This is a genomic window from Adlercreutzia sp. ZJ141, from assembly GCF_011038965.1.
In the GTDB taxonomy this organism is placed as follows: Bacteria; Actinomycetota; Coriobacteriia; order Coriobacteriales; family Eggerthellaceae; genus ZJ141.
In genome coordinates, this window is sequence record NZ_JAAKEB010000010.1 from 1 (window position 1) to 14,729 (window position 14,729).

Here is a 14,729-nt window from a genome sequence, read left to right on the forward strand (position 1 = left end):
TCTTTGGTCTTATCAGGGCTTGTGTTTGCTTTCGAGGTCTCCCCCGAAGCGCAAGATAGAACTTTACCCTCCCTGCACCTCCCCGTCAAGGAAAAGTTTTGAAAGAACGCTACCACTCGCACACTTTATCTTGATTTGAGCGTTATACGGCCGTATTACCTGGGGATACGCTGCTCTTTGAAATGTTGGAGGAAATGTGAAGAATCGAATGCAATAGAACTGTGACTGACATGTACAACCAGAATTCCTGAATGCACACACGTATTCATCTCTACGCTTAATACTCTTATGAGTGCATGAATACGTGAGCCTGAATCTCTCGGATTTTAGAACCTGATAAAACACTCATGAGGGCCGACCACATAGCACGCGGTCGGCCCTCATATTCTCTTTAGACGGGGTGAGAAGTTTACGTTAGCTGGGTGCTACGTTTCCTTTTGATAATAGTCACCCCGTCAGCACCGTCATTCTAGCACGTGATTGAGTCGCGTGATTGAATTCTCCCCAGAAGTCCAAAAACGATAGGCCGAGTGGTCCAATTGAGTCAATTTGCGACAACCCAAACGCAAATGGCTTCTACACCTCGGCTACCCACAGACCGTGCAGGTTGCAGTACTCGTACACACGCAGTGCACGATCGCCCTCGGCCACAGCGAAATCAGCAACCGGCTCGCCATCGGAAGACAGCTCAACAATCTGCCAGCCCTTTTCAGTAACTAAGCAAACGAAGGTGATGTAGTGCTCCGCAGTCATGGGATGAGTAACCTCACCCACCTGTACGTGCACGGCATTGCCTTCGACCGTCACGACGGGAACGTGCTTTTCAGTAGCTGCATCGGTATCGTTAGCCTTGAGCTCGACCATCTTTTCGCCGCAGCACACCAGCGAAACGCCAGCATCAAACGGCTTCACGGCGATGTTGCCGCAATGCATACACTTGAAGAACTTCACATCCATGGTAACGCCTTTCTCTCGTCTATTGATCTTCCCATATGTTAGTTTGTTTGTATCATTTCAGGCAAACCCTGCTGCGGTTTCTTCATCACAAGCGCATACGCCAACACGCACGCACCCGCCACAATGAGCGGAACTGATAGAACCTGCCCCATGGTTAGCCAATCGCCCCACAAATACCCCAGTTGAGCGTCGGGTTGACGCACGAATTCGATTAAGAACCTGAAGCAACCGTACATAATGAGAAACACGCCCAAATACGTTCCGCGCGACTTCGGAGGATTTAACCGCGACAGTGCGAATAGCACCGCGAAGATAATCAGACCTTCGAGCACCGCCTCATATAGCTGCGACGGATGCCGTGGGATAGCTCCCGCCGCACCGCCAAACACCACGCCCCAAGCCGCATCAGTAGGAGCTCCCCACAGCTCGCCATTCACGAAGTTTGCGCAACGCCCGAAAAACAGCCCAATCGGTGCGCCGATAACACCCAAATCAGCAAGTGTGAGATACGGGATACCCGTGATCCGAGCCGTAACAACGCCCGACAGAAGCGCGCCGATAAGCCCACCATGAAAACTCATGCCCCCTTTGTTGAACGCGAGTATTTCTCCTGGATGCTGCCAGTAGTCGCCGTCACCATATACGACGACATACCCCAAGCGCCCTCCGACGATAACGCCCACCATGACCCCAAACACAATAGTGAGCAATGCATCTTCGTCAACGCGAATGCGCCAGCGCTTCGCCGTACACCAGATAATCAACGCAGCGAAAATGAACCCTAGAATGTATGCGATGCCGTACCATCGAACTGCAAAAGGCCCAATGACGAAAGCGACCGGATCGAGTGTCTGATACAAGTCGTTCAGCATAATCCCTCACATCAAAACAAGAAGCGGTTCGGGTTGCCCTGACGCGGTGATGCATCGGTTCGTTCGCTCACCGCTGGGCCATGCACCAAGAAGTGCTCGCATACCCGGCAGATTTCTTTCACCGACGCATCATAATCGCGCTCGGGGTTCAAAATAAGCGAGATATCTTCCGCCAGTACGTGAGTTGGTCTAAAACACGCTGCATAATGACAATCGGCCGGACACGGTTCACCCGGCACATTGTGCGGGCAGCGCGACATCATCTCGTCATCACATCCGCGCATCTCCCAACAAAGGGGCATAAAACCTCCCATCATGAAGGCGGCCTGGCCGCAATGCGTCCAGGCCGCCTTCTTTCCTCATAGTTGCTTACGCAGCGGGAACAACTCTCGTCACGCCCGGAATGCGCTCTTTCAGGATGCGCTCAACGCCGTTGGCGAGCGTCATCTGCGACATTGGGCAACCCTTGCAGGCACCCTGCAGCTCAACCGTCACCACACCATCCTCAGCGACATCGACAAGCTTCACGTCACCACCATCAGCCTGAAGTGAAGGGCGAATGAGGTCAAGTACCGCAGCCACATCATTCTTGTCAACCATGATCTGCTCCTATCTTCGATCGTAAACATTGCGAGCATTCTAACACAGCAACGAATACTAGCTCACCGGTGCCCAGTCGCTCCCAAGAACCACTAATACATCGGTGTTGAACTCATAGAACCCGGTGCCGTCTACCACACGCCCCATACCTAACGATTGCACGACCGATTCCGCAGCGTCAGCGTACGCTTCATCAAGGTAGATAACAAGCGTCTCTTTGTAAGCGTAGGTGTCGGTATTACCAGTTTCGGTGACATTGTAACCATAATTGGCCAGCGCTTTCGATATCTCAGCTGCACCACCAGTAACACCCGCTCCGTTGCGTACTGTAATGGTGAAGCTGCCCGGATCAACATTGACCGGTGCAGAATCCTCATTTACGAGCGTATCGCCCGCCTCCAGCCGTCCAATGAGCTCACTAGCATCGGACGATGAGGCTACATACAGCACGTTTCCGTCAATCTCACGTTCGTAACCGGGCACAATCGCGCCCTGAACGGATGCCGCATCAATCCCCCGCAACGCCGAAGCTATGTGCGCAGCATCTTTCGCCGACACATCCGTAGCAAACGCACCGTTAAGAGAATCAAGGCCAAGCAGAAACGACCAGGTACTGTCTGACATGGCCTGAATGGCAAGAGCGACCATGAACTCGCGTTGGTTTTTCATCTGCAAGTCGATCCCACCCGACAGGTTGGACGCCCGAAGCAAGGTGAGCGCTTGATCCTTCCCAATATGCTGCTCTCCTGCGGGAATGTACTTGTCTCCCGCAGCAGGATCATCGATTTCCTCTTCGAGATTCATCGTAACGCCACCAAGCAGATCAGTCAGGTTGATGATGCCCGAAGCGTCGGTGGTCACGTAGTGAGCGATACTAACACCAGCAAAATTGGCAACGGCGGTGATCAGATCGGCATCACCAAGTGCCGCCACCTCTCGCAGCTGATGAGTTTTTCCATCGCTTCCGGTAACCGTGGTATTTGCCGGAAGAGACACAACGCCAACTTCTCGCTTCCCTTCGCAGATTCGCACGAGGGCGAATGCATCAGATCCATCACCCAACGAAGGAGCGTCGCCTGAATCAAGATCGGCCGCCACCAACACGTAATATCCTTCGGCATCCTTCGCCGGCGCGACCAGGGCACGAGCGGCATCATCGGAGGGTAGCCCCATTTTCGAATCGAGAGAGGCATAGAACGCAGTCATACCCGCTAACCCCGCCACGCCAAAAACAAGCGCCACGCAAATGACAGCCACAGCAAGCATACGCACGAGAGAACGTCGCTTGACGTCGCGAGCGAATTCTCGACGAGTACGGCGGGCATTCACGCCATCGGCAGGCGCGACAACAATATTGCTGACATACCCCCGCGCCGCGCGTTTTTTTCGCCGTGTGCTTGAAAAGCCCACCGTGTCAGCGTTCATATGACGTCGTGACGTACTCCCTGCCTTTATCGTACGGGGCGCATGTGTTCCTAGTGTTGCCGTGCGAAGCCGCCGAGAAACGTCCTTCGCGTGAGCGGAGGTGATAGGATTGCGTTTCGTTACCATATGATACCGCCGCTATCACATGGGACCATTGTTGGCTACGCGACGCACCTGGGCCCCCAGCGTTGCAAGCTTGCCCGCATAGTCTTCGTAACCCCGATCGATATGCACGACCTTATGAACGCGAGTTTCTCCTTCCGCAACAATGCCCGCAAGCACAAGGGCTCCGCCAGCACGCAGGTCAGTCGATGACACATCAGCACCCTGCAGCCCCGACACACCGCGTACGAGCGCATGATGCCCGTCGATGGAGATATCGGCGCCCATGCGCTTCAACTCAGAAGCGAACATGAAACGGTTCTCGAACACGTTCTCAGTGATGACTGACATGCCATCGGCAAGAGAAGCAAGCAGCATAAACTGAGCTTGCAAATCGGTAGGAAAGCCTGGATGTGGAAGTGTCTGGATGTCGGTGGGACGCAGCGGCCTTGTGCGGGCAACCGAGATCCAATCGTCACCCGTTTCCACATCGCATCCCATAGCCGACAGTTTCATGAGCGCCACGCGCAGAAATGCCGGATCGATACTGCGCACGGTAAGAGGCCCGCCGGTCAGCGCGCCTCCTGCGAGGAACGTGCCAGCCTCAATGCGATCTCCTACCGTAACATGGTTGCACGGATGCATGCTCGCAAGAGAAACTCCGCAAACCTCGATGACCGACGTTCCGGCACCTCGCACGTGCGCACCCATATCATTGAGCATGTTTGCCAAGTCGACGATCTCGGGTTCGCATGCTGCATTTGCGATAACCGTGCGACCGTGCGCCACAACCGAAGCCATGAGCAGGTTTTCTGTCGCTCCCACGCTAGGAAAGTCGAGGATCACCTCGGTACCATGTAAGCCATGGGGTGTCGTCGCCTCGAGAAAGCCATGATCAACAGAGAATTCGACGCCAAGCGCAGTAAGCCCCGCTAAATGCATGTCGATCTTTCGTGCCCCGATCTGACAACCACCCGGCATAGCCACACGCGCACGTCCAAAACGGCCCACAAGAGGCCCGAGCACCGAAATACTCGCTCTCATCTTAGATACAAGCTCGTACGGTGTTTCCCATTTATCAACCTTCGATGTGTCAACAGCAAGTGCATGGTCTGTTCGCTCAACCGTGGCACCAAGCCGGCGAAGGACTTCGGACATGATTTCGATATCGGAGATGAGTGGAACGTTATGAATAGTGCTTTTACCCTGACCAAGCAACGCTGCGGCGATGAGCTTTAACGCGGAGTTCTTCGCGCCGGATACGTGCACTTCACCCGCAAGCGTGCCGTTGCCTTCAACGACGATGATCTCTTCCGACATACGCATCCCTTTCTCGTTATGCTGTCTTCCATTATAAAAAACGCGGCACCAGCACACGGCGAACGCCCGGCGCTTCACACGATGGGCAAAAGGATGCAACCGGAGTACTCACACAAGAAACCTCCCGCAGGGGGGGGAGGTTTCTTTAATTATGCGATATGAGTCGACTGGTTTAAGACACGCGTTATTCACCCAGCATGAAGCGCTTGAAGTCGACAATCTTCAGCGTACCGCCCAAGTTCTTGGCAACCTCGTCGACGTACTGAGCCACAGTCTGATCGCCATTCTTGACAAATGCCTGTTCGGCAAGGCAATTCTCCTTCAGGAACTTTTCCAGACGACCACTGGCCATCTTTTCCTGAATAGCCTCAGGCTTGCCAGATTCGGCGGCCTGTGCCATGTAGATGCTCTTCTCATGCTCGATGATTTCAGCAGGAACAGACTCACGGTTCGCAGCTACAGGATTCATGGCCACGGCCTGCATCGCGACATCGCGCCCACACCTGGCGAACTCAGCACTCGTAGGATCGATACCCTCGACGTCGAAGATAACGAGGGCAGCCTTCTTGCCATCGGTGTGAATGTAGGAAGCCACACCAGCGCCCTGCACGAAGGTAACGCGAGCAATCTGGATGTTCTCGCCAAGCACGTGAATAGCGTCGGTGAGGATAGCTTCCACCGTCTCGCCGTCGATCTCGGCAGCTTTCAGGGTGTCAACGTCGTTAGCCTGAGCGATGAGGGCGGCACGGGCGATACGCTCGGCATATGCCTTGAACTTATCGTTGATGGCCACGAAGTCGGTTTCGCAGTTAATCTCAACGATGGCACCGCAGGTACCCTTGTCGCAAACGACAGGCATGACGATGCCTTCGTTGGTAGCGCGGCCAGCCTTCTTCGCAACGGCAGCAAGGCCGCGGGTGCGAAGGATGTCGATAGCCTTCTCGATGTCGGCCTCGGCCTCGGTCAGCGCCTTCTTGCATTCCATCATGCCAGCGCCAGTGATCTCGCGAAGCTCTTTGACCATAGAAGCGGTGATAGCAGCCATGGGAATTCCTTTCTTAACAACGATGGAAAACTCAAATGAAAACGATTTACTCAGCAACAACCTCAGCGACAGGAGCTTCATCGGCAGCGGGCGCGGGAGCCTCGGCAGCTTCAGCGGTCTCCCCCATTTCATCGGCAGTTACCGGAGCAACACCGCCAGCCAACACAGCGTCAGCGATGAAGTCAGCCAGCAGACGCACCGAGCGAATGGCGTCGTCGTTAGCAGGGATGCCGTACTCGACATCATCGGGGTCACAGTTCGTATCGAGCGTGCCAACAACGGGCACACTCAAGCGACGAGCCTCACGTACGGCCAACTGCTCACGGTTCGTATCGATAACGAACACTGCATCGGGCGTACGCTTCATGTTGCGAATACCGTTCAGGTTTGCCTGCAGCTTAGCGAGCTCTTTATGCAGCAGGATTTGCTCCTTCTTGGGCAGCAGTGCCATGCGGCCGTCAGCATCCATGGCTTCGAGTTCTTCCATGTGCTGCACGCGACCGCGGATGGTGGTGAAATTGGTGAGCATACCGCCCAGCCAACGGGCATTCACATAGGGCATGCCGCAACGGTTGGCAGCGTCAGCAACGGCTTCCTGGGCCTGCTTCTTCGTGCCAACGAACAACACCGTGCCACCCTTGCGCGCGGTCTCAGAAACAAAGGTGTATGCCTCGTCAAGGCCGATGAGAGTTTGCTTGAGGTCGAGGATGTAGATGTCTCCGCGGTTGCCGAAGATATACGGCTTCATCTTGGGATTCCAACGGCGCGTCTGATGGCCGAAGTGGGCACCTGCTTCGAGCAGCGTGCTAATGCTGACTTTCGTCATAGCTCTCTCCATTCGTTAGTCCTCTGCCTGTGGTCATTCCTTAGGAGTCCGCAGCCTTTTTCGGGTGGCCACTGGCGGTCCAGGTCGCACAGACATGTGTGATATAGAAAACTTGTTTATCTTACCACCTAGTGCAAGAAACGCAAGGTGAATCTTTCCTTCCATTCTGTATTTCCTGTGGCGCTGTTTGAAGCTGTTCGGGTACCATGATTGAGCTGGTTTAAGGAAACACTGATTAAAGCCGTCTTGCCTTGCGCTGGCGAGGCGGATACCTGAGGGTTGAAGACCGAATGCGCGCTCTGACGTGCGTAAATGAGGTCTGAAATCCTCAGATACCGGTTCGTCAGTGCAAGGCTGGCGGAATTAATCAGTGTTTCCTTAAGTACCTTACCTTACAAGGAGCGGACATGAACTTCAACAACGTGACCTTTGAGCGGGCGTTCGGCGTGTCATCACAGCTGACACCCTCCACGCTGCCCGAGATCGCTTTCGCGGGACGCTCGAATGTGGGCAAGTCGTCACTCTTAAACAGGCTTTTCAACCGTAAGGGACTTGCGAAGGTATCACAAACGCCTGGAAAAACCGCCACTATCAACTTCTTCTCAACCGGCGATGCACGCTTCGTCGACTTACCGGGCTACGGTTACGCCAAGGTGGCAAAGTCGGAAAAGCACCGCTGGTCCGAACTGATCGAGGGGTATTTCAACCAAGACCGCGACATCGCGCTGGTGGTGTCGCTCATCGATATACGACACGCGCCCAGCGAGCTGGATGAGAACATGACCAGATTCCTGCAAGAAGCCGACTTGCCGTTCGCTATCGTGCTTACCAAAGCCGACAAGCTCAGCCGACAACAGCAGATGAAGCAGAAAGCGGCTATCAAACGCTGCTTGAATCTTGCCGCCGATGTACCCATCGTGGTGACCTCAAGCGAAAAGGGTACTGGTATTGATGAATTGCGAAGCCTGATCAAACGATGCGTCGGTGAACAGTAGCGCCGTGTGACTGCCGAAACCGAAGCGCAAGAAGGGCGCGCCACTGCAATGATGCAGTCGGTGTGCCCTTCTTAATGTTGAGCTACAAATAGATTAGGGACAATACCATAAAGCTAAGCAGAGACACCACTGCGTGAGTGAAATAACTCAGCCGAGCCGTTCCTAGTAATACGGGCGAACGTAGACCATGCCTGCCTGAACGGAGGCCACGCACACTGTCTGGCCAGGCATAGGGGCGTGGATCATCTGGCCACCACCAATGTAGATACCCGTATGTTGCGCACCGTTCGGTTCATGTATGACGCAGATATCACCCGGTTGTGGATTCGACACCCGTGGCAGATTAATCAGAGCACCGGTGTAATGAGGAACCGACACGCCAGCCTGCGCATAGCAGTACTGCACCAGACCCGAACAGTCAAACGAATTCGGTCCACCAGCACCAAACACATACGGGCTACCGATCTTGCCACGCGCCACGTTTACCACCGTGTTTGCAACCGAACCACTATATGAAGGAGCGCTCGCCGGTGGTGCCGACGGAGTTGATGGTGCACTCGGAGTGCTCGGCGTTGACGGGGTTGACGGCGCGCTGGGCGACCCACCACCATTACCGCCGCCAGACGCTGTGCCACCTGCTCCGTTATTCGTCGTTCCGGCTGCGGCTTCAGCAGCTGCTTGTGCGGCGGCGGCTTGTGCAGCCTGTTCTTCAGCCAAAAGCTCAGCCGCTTCATCGCTTAAATTGTTGTACGTTTCGGTCATAGCGGCAACCGTGGTTTCGGCTTCGGCCTTCACCGATGCGGCTTCCTCAGCCTTTTCCGCAGCGCGCTGCGACTGCTCAACGTATTCGGCTTGTTCCTGCTCGATTTCAGCACGAAGATCCTTCGATTGCTGCACCAATTCCGCATCATTTTCGTTCATGGTGTTCAGCAAACTCAGACCCGTTGCAAATTCCTGAAACGACGTGGCACCCAACAGCAAGTCGACGAAGTTCGCTTGCCCTGAGCGATACATGGTGCGAGCGCGCGAACCCAAGCGACTCTGCAGACCGGCAATTTCATCGCTTGCTTCATCGATGCGCGTTTGTGCCTCATTGGCACGTTGTTCAGCCTGCGATTGTTCATCGAGCGCGGCATAATAGTTATTCGATGCGCGATCGAGCTCTTGTTGCATAGAATTCAGTGACGCCAGCGCCGCAGCAGCTTCAGCCTGCGCTTCAGATGCGGGTGACGCGACGGCAGTTGCAGGAGCCAACAGGGCCGCAACCAAGCTGATACTACAGAGCACACCTAATGCGTACCGGCTTCGTTTGATGTGCGTTTGACGCATTCAGAAAACCTCCCCAAAACGTTTGAAATCGCAATGCACTTTCCCGAGGGTAACAAACAGCACCGCAAACGGGGAACCTTCTTCGCCAAAAGCCCACGAACGCGTCACGACCTCACAAGAGAATAACCACAACTGCGCGGCGCGCAAACACTACACGGACAACTGCCTAATCTGATTCAGCTAAGGAAACACTGGTTAAGGCTGTCTTGTCTTACGTTTGCAGGATGGATGGCTGGGGGGTTGAAAACCGAATGAGCGCGTATACGTGCGTAAATGAGGTTTGAGACCTCCAGGCACCACCCTGCAAGCGCAGGACTGGCAGAATCAATCAGTGCTTCCTTAAGGAAACACTGATTGATCGGATGCTTACTTACGGACGCACGTAGATATATGACGAGCTGTTCATCCATCCGTCAATCGACGTGCACACCACACCGATGCCCGGGCTTGAAGCATGGATCATCTGACCACCACCAACATAGATACCGCAATGGCTGGCGTTGATCACGATATCACCCGGCTGAGGATCAGACACCTGCGGATAGATGCTCATAATATTACCTGTACCACCCAGGCGCGAATAGCTGCCCGTCACGCAATACGCCACGAAACCCGAGCAGTCAAACTGACCAGGACTGCAAGCGCCGTACACATACTGCGCCTTACCGATCCAATACTGGGCGCGATCGAGAATACCGCCGCCAACGTACGGATCGTACGACACGTTGCCGCCACCATTCGGTGACCAGCCACCAACAGCGCCGCCCGCATTGCCACCGTTATTGCCGCCACCATTGCCAGCACCCTCGTTGCCACCGCCAGTATTCGCCGCACCATTATCGGTGGTTGCTTCAGCAGCTGCAGCCGCAGCTGCTGCTTGGGCAGCAGCTTGCGCCGCCTGCTCTTCGGCGAGTAGCGCTGCAGCTTCCTCACTTAAGCTCTCGTATGTAGCCTGCATGGATGAAACGGTTGTCTCAGATTCCTGTTTAATACGCTCGGCTTTCGACACAGCTTCGTCGGCCGCCGCGCGCTGCGCTTCGTACTCAGCCTGCTCGGCTTCGACAATCGCCCGCAAATCCTTCGACTCCTGCACAAGATCGGCGTCATTTTGGTTGAGAATGTTCAAAAGCGTCAAATTGTTGGAAAACTCCTGAAATGATGTGGCGCCCAGCAACAAGTCAATAAACGACGACGTACCGCTGCGATACATGCTGCACGCGCGGTTACCCAGACGATTCTGAAGCCCAGCAATTTTCTCGTTCGTCTCATCAATGCGCACCTGCGCCTCGTCGGCCTTCGCCTGCGCCTCGTCGCGATCATTCATAGCAACTTCGTAGTCATACGAAGCTTGACGCAGCTTCTCCTGCATGGAGTTCAATGACGCGAGTGCAGCATCAGCTTCCGCCTGCACTTCAGCCGCAGTATCGGCAAACGCAACCATAGGGCACAACAGCATCACGGCGAGCACGATACTGCACACACCCACAATCAGTCCATTTATTCGCGCTTTGGCATTGAATTGCATCCTGCAGCCTCCCTGCTCACGTCACATACACTGCGCAGTCGTCACACAACCGATTCATTGTACCAGACAAGCACAAGGCATCCCGCACGGCCCACTGCTTATCCGGAAAAACCCTCGTCTTCAAGCAGACTATCTCCATCAGCCGCCGCCGTGGCCAGCGCATCGCAGCGCTCGTTTTCGGTATGGCCTGCATGACCTCGCACCCACACGAACTCAACCTTGTGCGGCTTCTTCGCAGCAAGCAACCGTTGCCACAAATCGACGTTTTTTACCGGTTGTTTGCTCGCGCTTTTCCATCCTCGCTTCAGCCAACCGTCAACCCAGTGCTGATTGAATGCATTCACTACATACTGCGAATCGGAATGCAGTACAACAACACACGGACGTCGTAGCGCCTCAAGCGCGACGATCACCCCCAGAAGCTCCATGCGATTGTTCGTTGTACGCCGGTACCCTTGCGACAGCTCAAGTTCATGAACCTGACCTGTCGCATCGCGAAAGCGCAGCAGTGCGCCATAACCACCCCGGCCCGGGTTGCCCCGGGCCGATCCATCAGTATAGATATCAACATGCTGCATGATTAGCGATACTGACTCGGATGCTTCTTAAAGAAGTCGAAGCGCGGCGGCAGCTCGCGCACGCGATGACGGCCGTCTTCGATCTCACTGGCGCTACACAGCTCATCGTTGCCTTGGAAGTCATAATTCCAGCTGAAGAAATCGCCGAATTCGAAGCTCATGTAGTCGCAGATCTTCTCGCATCCCGACGGAACCACAGGATGCATAAGCAGCGTAGCCGTACGCAACAAGAAGAACGAGTCGAGCAGAACTTGACGGCGAAGCTCATTGTTGTCTTCGAGCTCAGCCGCACGAATGCCTTCGGTCCAATGCTTGTTAGCCCAGCGGATGAATTCATCCATGATCGACATGATGGTATGCAGCTCGACGCGGTGCATAGTGTCGTCATAGGCACGTAACACCTCGTTGACCTTGACTACCACCGCACTCGACGGAGCACCTAACGGCATGTAACCCTCGAAGTTCTTTTGTGCCTCGTAAAAGCAACTGCGCGCCAAACGGTTGAAGACGTTGGTGAGCAGCGCACCTTCCTTTAGCACCGGATCGGCGACACGTGGGTCGTCTCGTTTCTTCTCGTCGGGATCGAAGGGCTTCGGCTTGAAGCCAACCGATCTCTGATCGAGACCGAGAGCCAGAAAATGCGCACGCAATTGGTCAACCGTGTAATAATCGAGCAGTTGATCGGCTGTCGGCGGCTTGACCGCACCCGACGAAGACGCCTTTTTGTTCCCGAACAGGATATGATGGTTCGCAATAAGCTTCGTCTGACGGACGGGCGTATCGGTTTTACCAGGAGCGATGATATCACCGGGCTTCAGCGCCTCGATCATCGCAGGCTGGGCAACGCCGTAGAAGTACAGGTTATCCTGCCCGATGAACTGGTACACACACGCATCCTCATCACACCAGAAATCACGCCAGCTGCCGCGCGGCAAACCCATCTGGTCATTCACCGCCATGGTAAACGACATGGGTGCCCACAAACTTTCAGGCCAGCACCACACGGTCAGCCCCTCAAGCCCGTCGATAACCGGAGCACGCACACCCCATTCGATGTTGCCGGTAATGCGGAATGGCACGAGTGCTTTACCCGTACGGAAGCGAATACCAGCAGCGGCCAGCACGGTGCGGGCTGCGTCACGCGCATCAATGTCGGCAAACTCAATCTCGAAGCTCTGCTTACCCTTCTCGGCTTCGCGCAGCACATGTTCAGGCAAGCGGCTCGCTAGAGCTTCGTATGCTTCACGCGCATCGTTCTTGATAAAGATGATGGGGGCAGCCAAGAATTCCTTGATAGTTTGCGGCACCACTGCACGCACCGTAGGATCGGCTTCAAGGGCGGCCACATGCTGCTTTAAGAAATCAGAGAACGCCGGGAGGTTGAAGTACCAGTTGTCAACCGGACGCATCTCAGGTACCGTGCCAGTCAGTGACGACTTCGGCGCGATCAGATCTTCCGGCGCGTAGCTGTGCCCTAGATCACATTCGTCTGCGTACGCATGTTCCGACTTGCAGCCCTGTACAGGGCAACGCCCCTGCACTTGACGTCCGTTTAAGAACGTGTCGGCTTGGGTATCGTAGAATTGCAGTGTACTGCGACGCTCGAGCCAACCGTTTTCGTGCAGCTTCTGGATGAAGCGCTCGCTAATGAGCTGATGCACTTCGCCGCTGTGACCGATATTGGAACCCTCATAGATAGACAGGCTGATATCGTACGCATCGAGCGTCGCGTGTTGCGCGTCATGGTTACGCTGCACGTAATCGGCGATGGAGCCGCCAAACTCCCCTGCTTCGACCAGTTTTCGGTAGCCTTCGTTGATAGGCGAGCCGAAGCAGTCAGTACCGCAAATGAAGCGTACGTTCTCAGCACCGATTCGATCACGCAAAAAACGTGCGAATGCATCGGCGGGAACAAACACGCCGCCAATATGGCCGAAATGCAGGGGCTTATTCCCATACGGCATTCCTGCGGTGACCACGGCTCGCGCCGGCCACTCGCTTTTAATTACATCGCCCGCCTTGATGCTCGGTTCGTTATTCGGACAGGGTTCCATGTGATTCGAGCTCCTTTATAACCGCTGCAACGTCACCTTCATCGTAATTGTTTTGAGACAACAGCGACAACAAGTCGGTGAAGTCGCTTGAGTAACTGTCAAGCGAAACTGTGGTGTATTCAGCTATTCCTGCCAGCTCGGCAGCCTTCGCCACAGCATCTTCCTTCGTTCCAAAATCATCGGCCAAACCATTGTCAACCGCATCGATACCAGTGAACACCATTCCTGTGGCAAGCGCGCGTACCTCGTCAACTGGCATACCACGCCCTTCTGCCACCGTTTCGATGAATGTCTCATTGATCTGGTCAACCATGGCTTGATAGTAAGCGCGTTCCTCGTCGGTGAGTGGACGTGTGCCATAGCTAGAGTCCTTGCTGTCGGCTGAAGCGATGTTGTCGACGTTGATACCCAACTTGTCAAGCAGCCCCGAGTAATCCATGCTCTGCATGACGGTACCGATAGCACCGATCTCGGTGGTCTTCGCAACGTAGATGAAATCGGCCTGAGACGAGATCTCATAGGCAGCACTCGCGTTAAGGGACGCACTCGATACCACGACCGGCTTGCTGAAATCGCGCAGATAGGAAGCCATTTCCTCGCCAGCCGTCGCCGTGCCGCCACCAGAATCGACACGCAGCACAACAGCCTTAATATGGTCGTTTTCCTCGGCGCGATCAAGCTGTTCTTTCAACCCCTCAGGGCTGCATGTCGTGCCGTCGTACTGGATGGTGCCCGACATGTCGATAATTCCGATAGCGTCCTTCGTGAGATAGTCGACGTCGCTATCGGTGGTGCCAAGTGCCCCCATGCCCGAAAATGCCTGCCCCATCGATGACGACACCGCATTCGAGCATGACACCACGCTCACCATAAGAAAAACGAACATCAGAACAACCGCCACCAGCGCAACAATCCATCCGCGGCTCTTCGGTTGCACAGGCACCGGTGTCGGCACCTGTGCAGGAGCGGCGTAAGCCTGCTGCGCGTACGCCTGCTGGTAGGCGCTTGGCTGCTGCCACTGCGCGGCTTGCTGCGGTTGTTGCGGTTGTTGTGGTTGTTGCCACACACCCGGGTTTCCGTCTTGCTGCATCATGAACCCCC

At 55.0% G+C, this 14,729-nt stretch carries 14 protein-coding genes; 1 reads left to right on the plus strand and 13 read right to left on the minus strand.

Annotated features, from left to right (window positions below; genetic code table 11):
• Positions 1-576: 576 nt before the first annotated feature.
• The 8 genes from G7Y44_RS06160 to rpsB form a co-directional block, all read right to left on the minus strand.
• Positions 577-957 carry a desulfoferrodoxin family protein gene (locus tag G7Y44_RS06160; RefSeq protein ID WP_165248375.1) on the minus strand — a complete coding sequence of 127 codons (381 nt, stop codon included), beginning with the start codon at positions 955-957 and terminating at the stop codon, positions 577-579.
• 38 nt (positions 958-995) lie between these two features.
• Positions 996-1,829, minus strand: a complete 834-nt coding sequence (lgt, locus tag G7Y44_RS06165) for a prolipoprotein diacylglyceryl transferase (protein WP_165043437.1) — start codon at positions 1,827-1,829, stop codon at positions 996-998.
• A gap of 11 nt (positions 1,830-1,840) precedes the next feature.
• Positions 1,841-2,131 carry a hypothetical protein gene (locus G7Y44_RS06170; protein ID WP_165043439.1) on the minus strand — a complete coding sequence of 97 codons (291 nt, stop codon included), beginning with the start codon at positions 2,129-2,131 and terminating at the stop codon, positions 1,841-1,843.
• 67 nt (positions 2,132-2,198) lie between these two features.
• Complete coding sequence (locus tag G7Y44_RS06175; RefSeq protein WP_165043441.1) at positions 2,199-2,429, minus strand: NifU family protein; 231 nt, start codon at positions 2,427-2,429, stop codon at positions 2,199-2,201.
• A 57-nt stretch (positions 2,430-2,486) separates the two neighbouring features.
• Positions 2,487-3,854 (minus strand): LCP family protein, encoded by a 1,368-nt coding sequence (locus G7Y44_RS06180; protein WP_241158104.1) that lies wholly within the window; start codon positions 3,852-3,854, stop codon positions 2,487-2,489.
• A 141-nt stretch (positions 3,855-3,995) separates the two neighbouring features.
• The gene (gene murA, locus G7Y44_RS06185; RefSeq protein WP_165248377.1) at positions 3,996-5,276 is read right to left on the minus strand and encodes a UDP-N-acetylglucosamine 1-carboxyvinyltransferase; all 1,281 of its coding nucleotides are present in this window, start codon (positions 5,274-5,276) and stop codon (positions 3,996-3,998) included.
• A gap of 184 nt (positions 5,277-5,460) precedes the next feature.
• Entirely contained in the window at positions 5,461-6,321 is an 861-nt protein-coding gene (gene tsf, locus G7Y44_RS06190; protein ID WP_165043447.1) for a translation elongation factor Ts, read from the minus strand.
• 46 nt (positions 6,322-6,367) lie between these two features.
• On the minus strand, positions 6,368-7,147 hold the full coding sequence (gene rpsB, locus G7Y44_RS06195; RefSeq protein ID WP_165248379.1) for a 30S ribosomal protein S2: 780 nt from the start codon (positions 7,145-7,147) through the stop codon (positions 6,368-6,370).
• Positions 7,148-7,554: 407 nt separating this feature from the next.
• Here rpsB and yihA point away from each other — a divergent pair, with 407 nt between their 5' ends.
• Positions 7,555-8,142 (plus strand): ribosome biogenesis GTP-binding protein YihA/YsxC, encoded by a 588-nt coding sequence (gene yihA / locus G7Y44_RS06200; RefSeq protein WP_165043451.1) that lies wholly within the window; start codon positions 7,555-7,557, stop codon positions 8,140-8,142.
• A gap of 162 nt (positions 8,143-8,304) precedes the next feature.
• Here yihA and G7Y44_RS06205 read toward each other — a convergent pair whose 3' ends face one another.
• The 5 genes from G7Y44_RS06205 to sppA form a co-directional block, all read right to left on the minus strand.
• Complete coding sequence (locus G7Y44_RS06205; RefSeq protein ID WP_165043453.1) at positions 8,305-9,471, minus strand: C40 family peptidase; 1,167 nt, start codon at positions 9,469-9,471, stop codon at positions 8,305-8,307.
• A 370-nt stretch (positions 9,472-9,841) separates the two neighbouring features.
• Positions 9,842-10,996, minus strand: coding sequence for a coiled-coil domain-containing protein (locus tag G7Y44_RS06210; protein WP_165248381.1), 1,155 nt, complete (start codon positions 10,994-10,996; stop codon positions 9,842-9,844).
• A gap of 98 nt (positions 10,997-11,094) precedes the next feature.
• Positions 11,095-11,574 carry a ribonuclease HI gene (gene rnhA / locus G7Y44_RS06215; RefSeq protein ID WP_165248383.1) on the minus strand — a complete coding sequence of 160 codons (480 nt, stop codon included), beginning with the start codon at positions 11,572-11,574 and terminating at the stop codon, positions 11,095-11,097.
• Positions 11,575-11,576: 2 nt separating this feature from the next.
• Positions 11,577-13,628: a class I tRNA ligase family protein gene (locus G7Y44_RS06220; protein ID WP_165248385.1), complete on the minus strand. Its 2,052-nt coding sequence runs from the start codon at positions 13,626-13,628 to the stop codon at positions 11,577-11,579.
• A complete protein-coding gene (sppA, locus tag G7Y44_RS06225; RefSeq protein WP_241159210.1) occupies positions 13,609-14,721 on the minus strand; it encodes a signal peptide peptidase SppA in 1,113 nt (370 codons plus the stop codon). Before sppA ends, G7Y44_RS06220 begins: the two co-directional genes overlap by 20 nt.
• Positions 14,722-14,729 lie beyond the last annotated feature (8 nt).

What these genes read in the sequence shown, in the direction of transcription:
- G7Y44_RS06160 (WP_165248375.1), bottom strand. Translation starts at nt 957, where the DNA reads ATGGATGTGAAGTTCTTCAAGTGTATGCATTGCGGCAACATCGCCGTG.
- lgt (WP_165043437.1), bottom strand. Translation starts at nt 1,829, where the DNA reads ATGCTGAACGACTTGTATCAGACACTCGATCCGGTCGCTTTCGTCATT.
- G7Y44_RS06170 (WP_165043439.1), bottom strand. Translation starts at nt 2,131, where the DNA reads ATGCCCCTTTGTTGGGAGATGCGCGGATGTGATGACGAGATGATGTCG.
- G7Y44_RS06175 (WP_165043441.1), bottom strand. Translation starts at nt 2,429, where the DNA reads ATGGTTGACAAGAATGATGTGGCTGCGGTACTTGACCTCATTCGCCCT.
- G7Y44_RS06180 (WP_241158104.1), bottom strand. Translation starts at nt 3,854, where the DNA reads ATGAACGCTGACACGGTGGGCTTTTCAAGCACACGGCGAAAAAAACGC.
- murA (WP_165248377.1), bottom strand. Translation starts at nt 5,276, where the DNA reads ATGTCGGAAGAGATCATCGTCGTTGAAGGCAACGGCACGCTTGCGGGT.
- tsf (WP_165043447.1), bottom strand. Translation starts at nt 6,321, where the DNA reads ATGGCTGCTATCACCGCTTCTATGGTCAAAGAGCTTCGCGAGATCACT.
- rpsB (WP_165248379.1), bottom strand. Translation starts at nt 7,147, where the DNA reads ATGACGAAAGTCAGCATTAGCACGCTGCTCGAAGCAGGTGCCCACTTC.
- yihA (WP_165043451.1), top strand. Translation starts at nt 7,555, where the DNA reads ATGAACTTCAACAACGTGACCTTTGAGCGGGCGTTCGGCGTGTCATCA.
- G7Y44_RS06205 (WP_165043453.1), bottom strand. Translation starts at nt 9,471, where the DNA reads ATGCGTCAAACGCACATCAAACGAAGCCGGTACGCATTAGGTGTGCTC.
- G7Y44_RS06210 (WP_165248381.1), bottom strand. Translation starts at nt 10,996, where the DNA reads ATGCAATTCAATGCCAAAGCGCGAATAAATGGACTGATTGTGGGTGTG.
- rnhA (WP_165248383.1), bottom strand. Translation starts at nt 11,574, where the DNA reads ATGCAGCATGTTGATATCTATACTGATGGATCGGCCCGGGGCAACCCG.
- G7Y44_RS06220 (WP_165248385.1), bottom strand. Translation starts at nt 13,628, where the DNA reads ATGGAACCCTGTCCGAATAACGAACCGAGCATCAAGGCGGGCGATGTA.
- sppA (WP_241159210.1), bottom strand. Translation starts at nt 14,721, where the DNA reads ATGATGCAGCAAGACGGAAACCCGGGTGTGTGGCAACAACCACAACAA.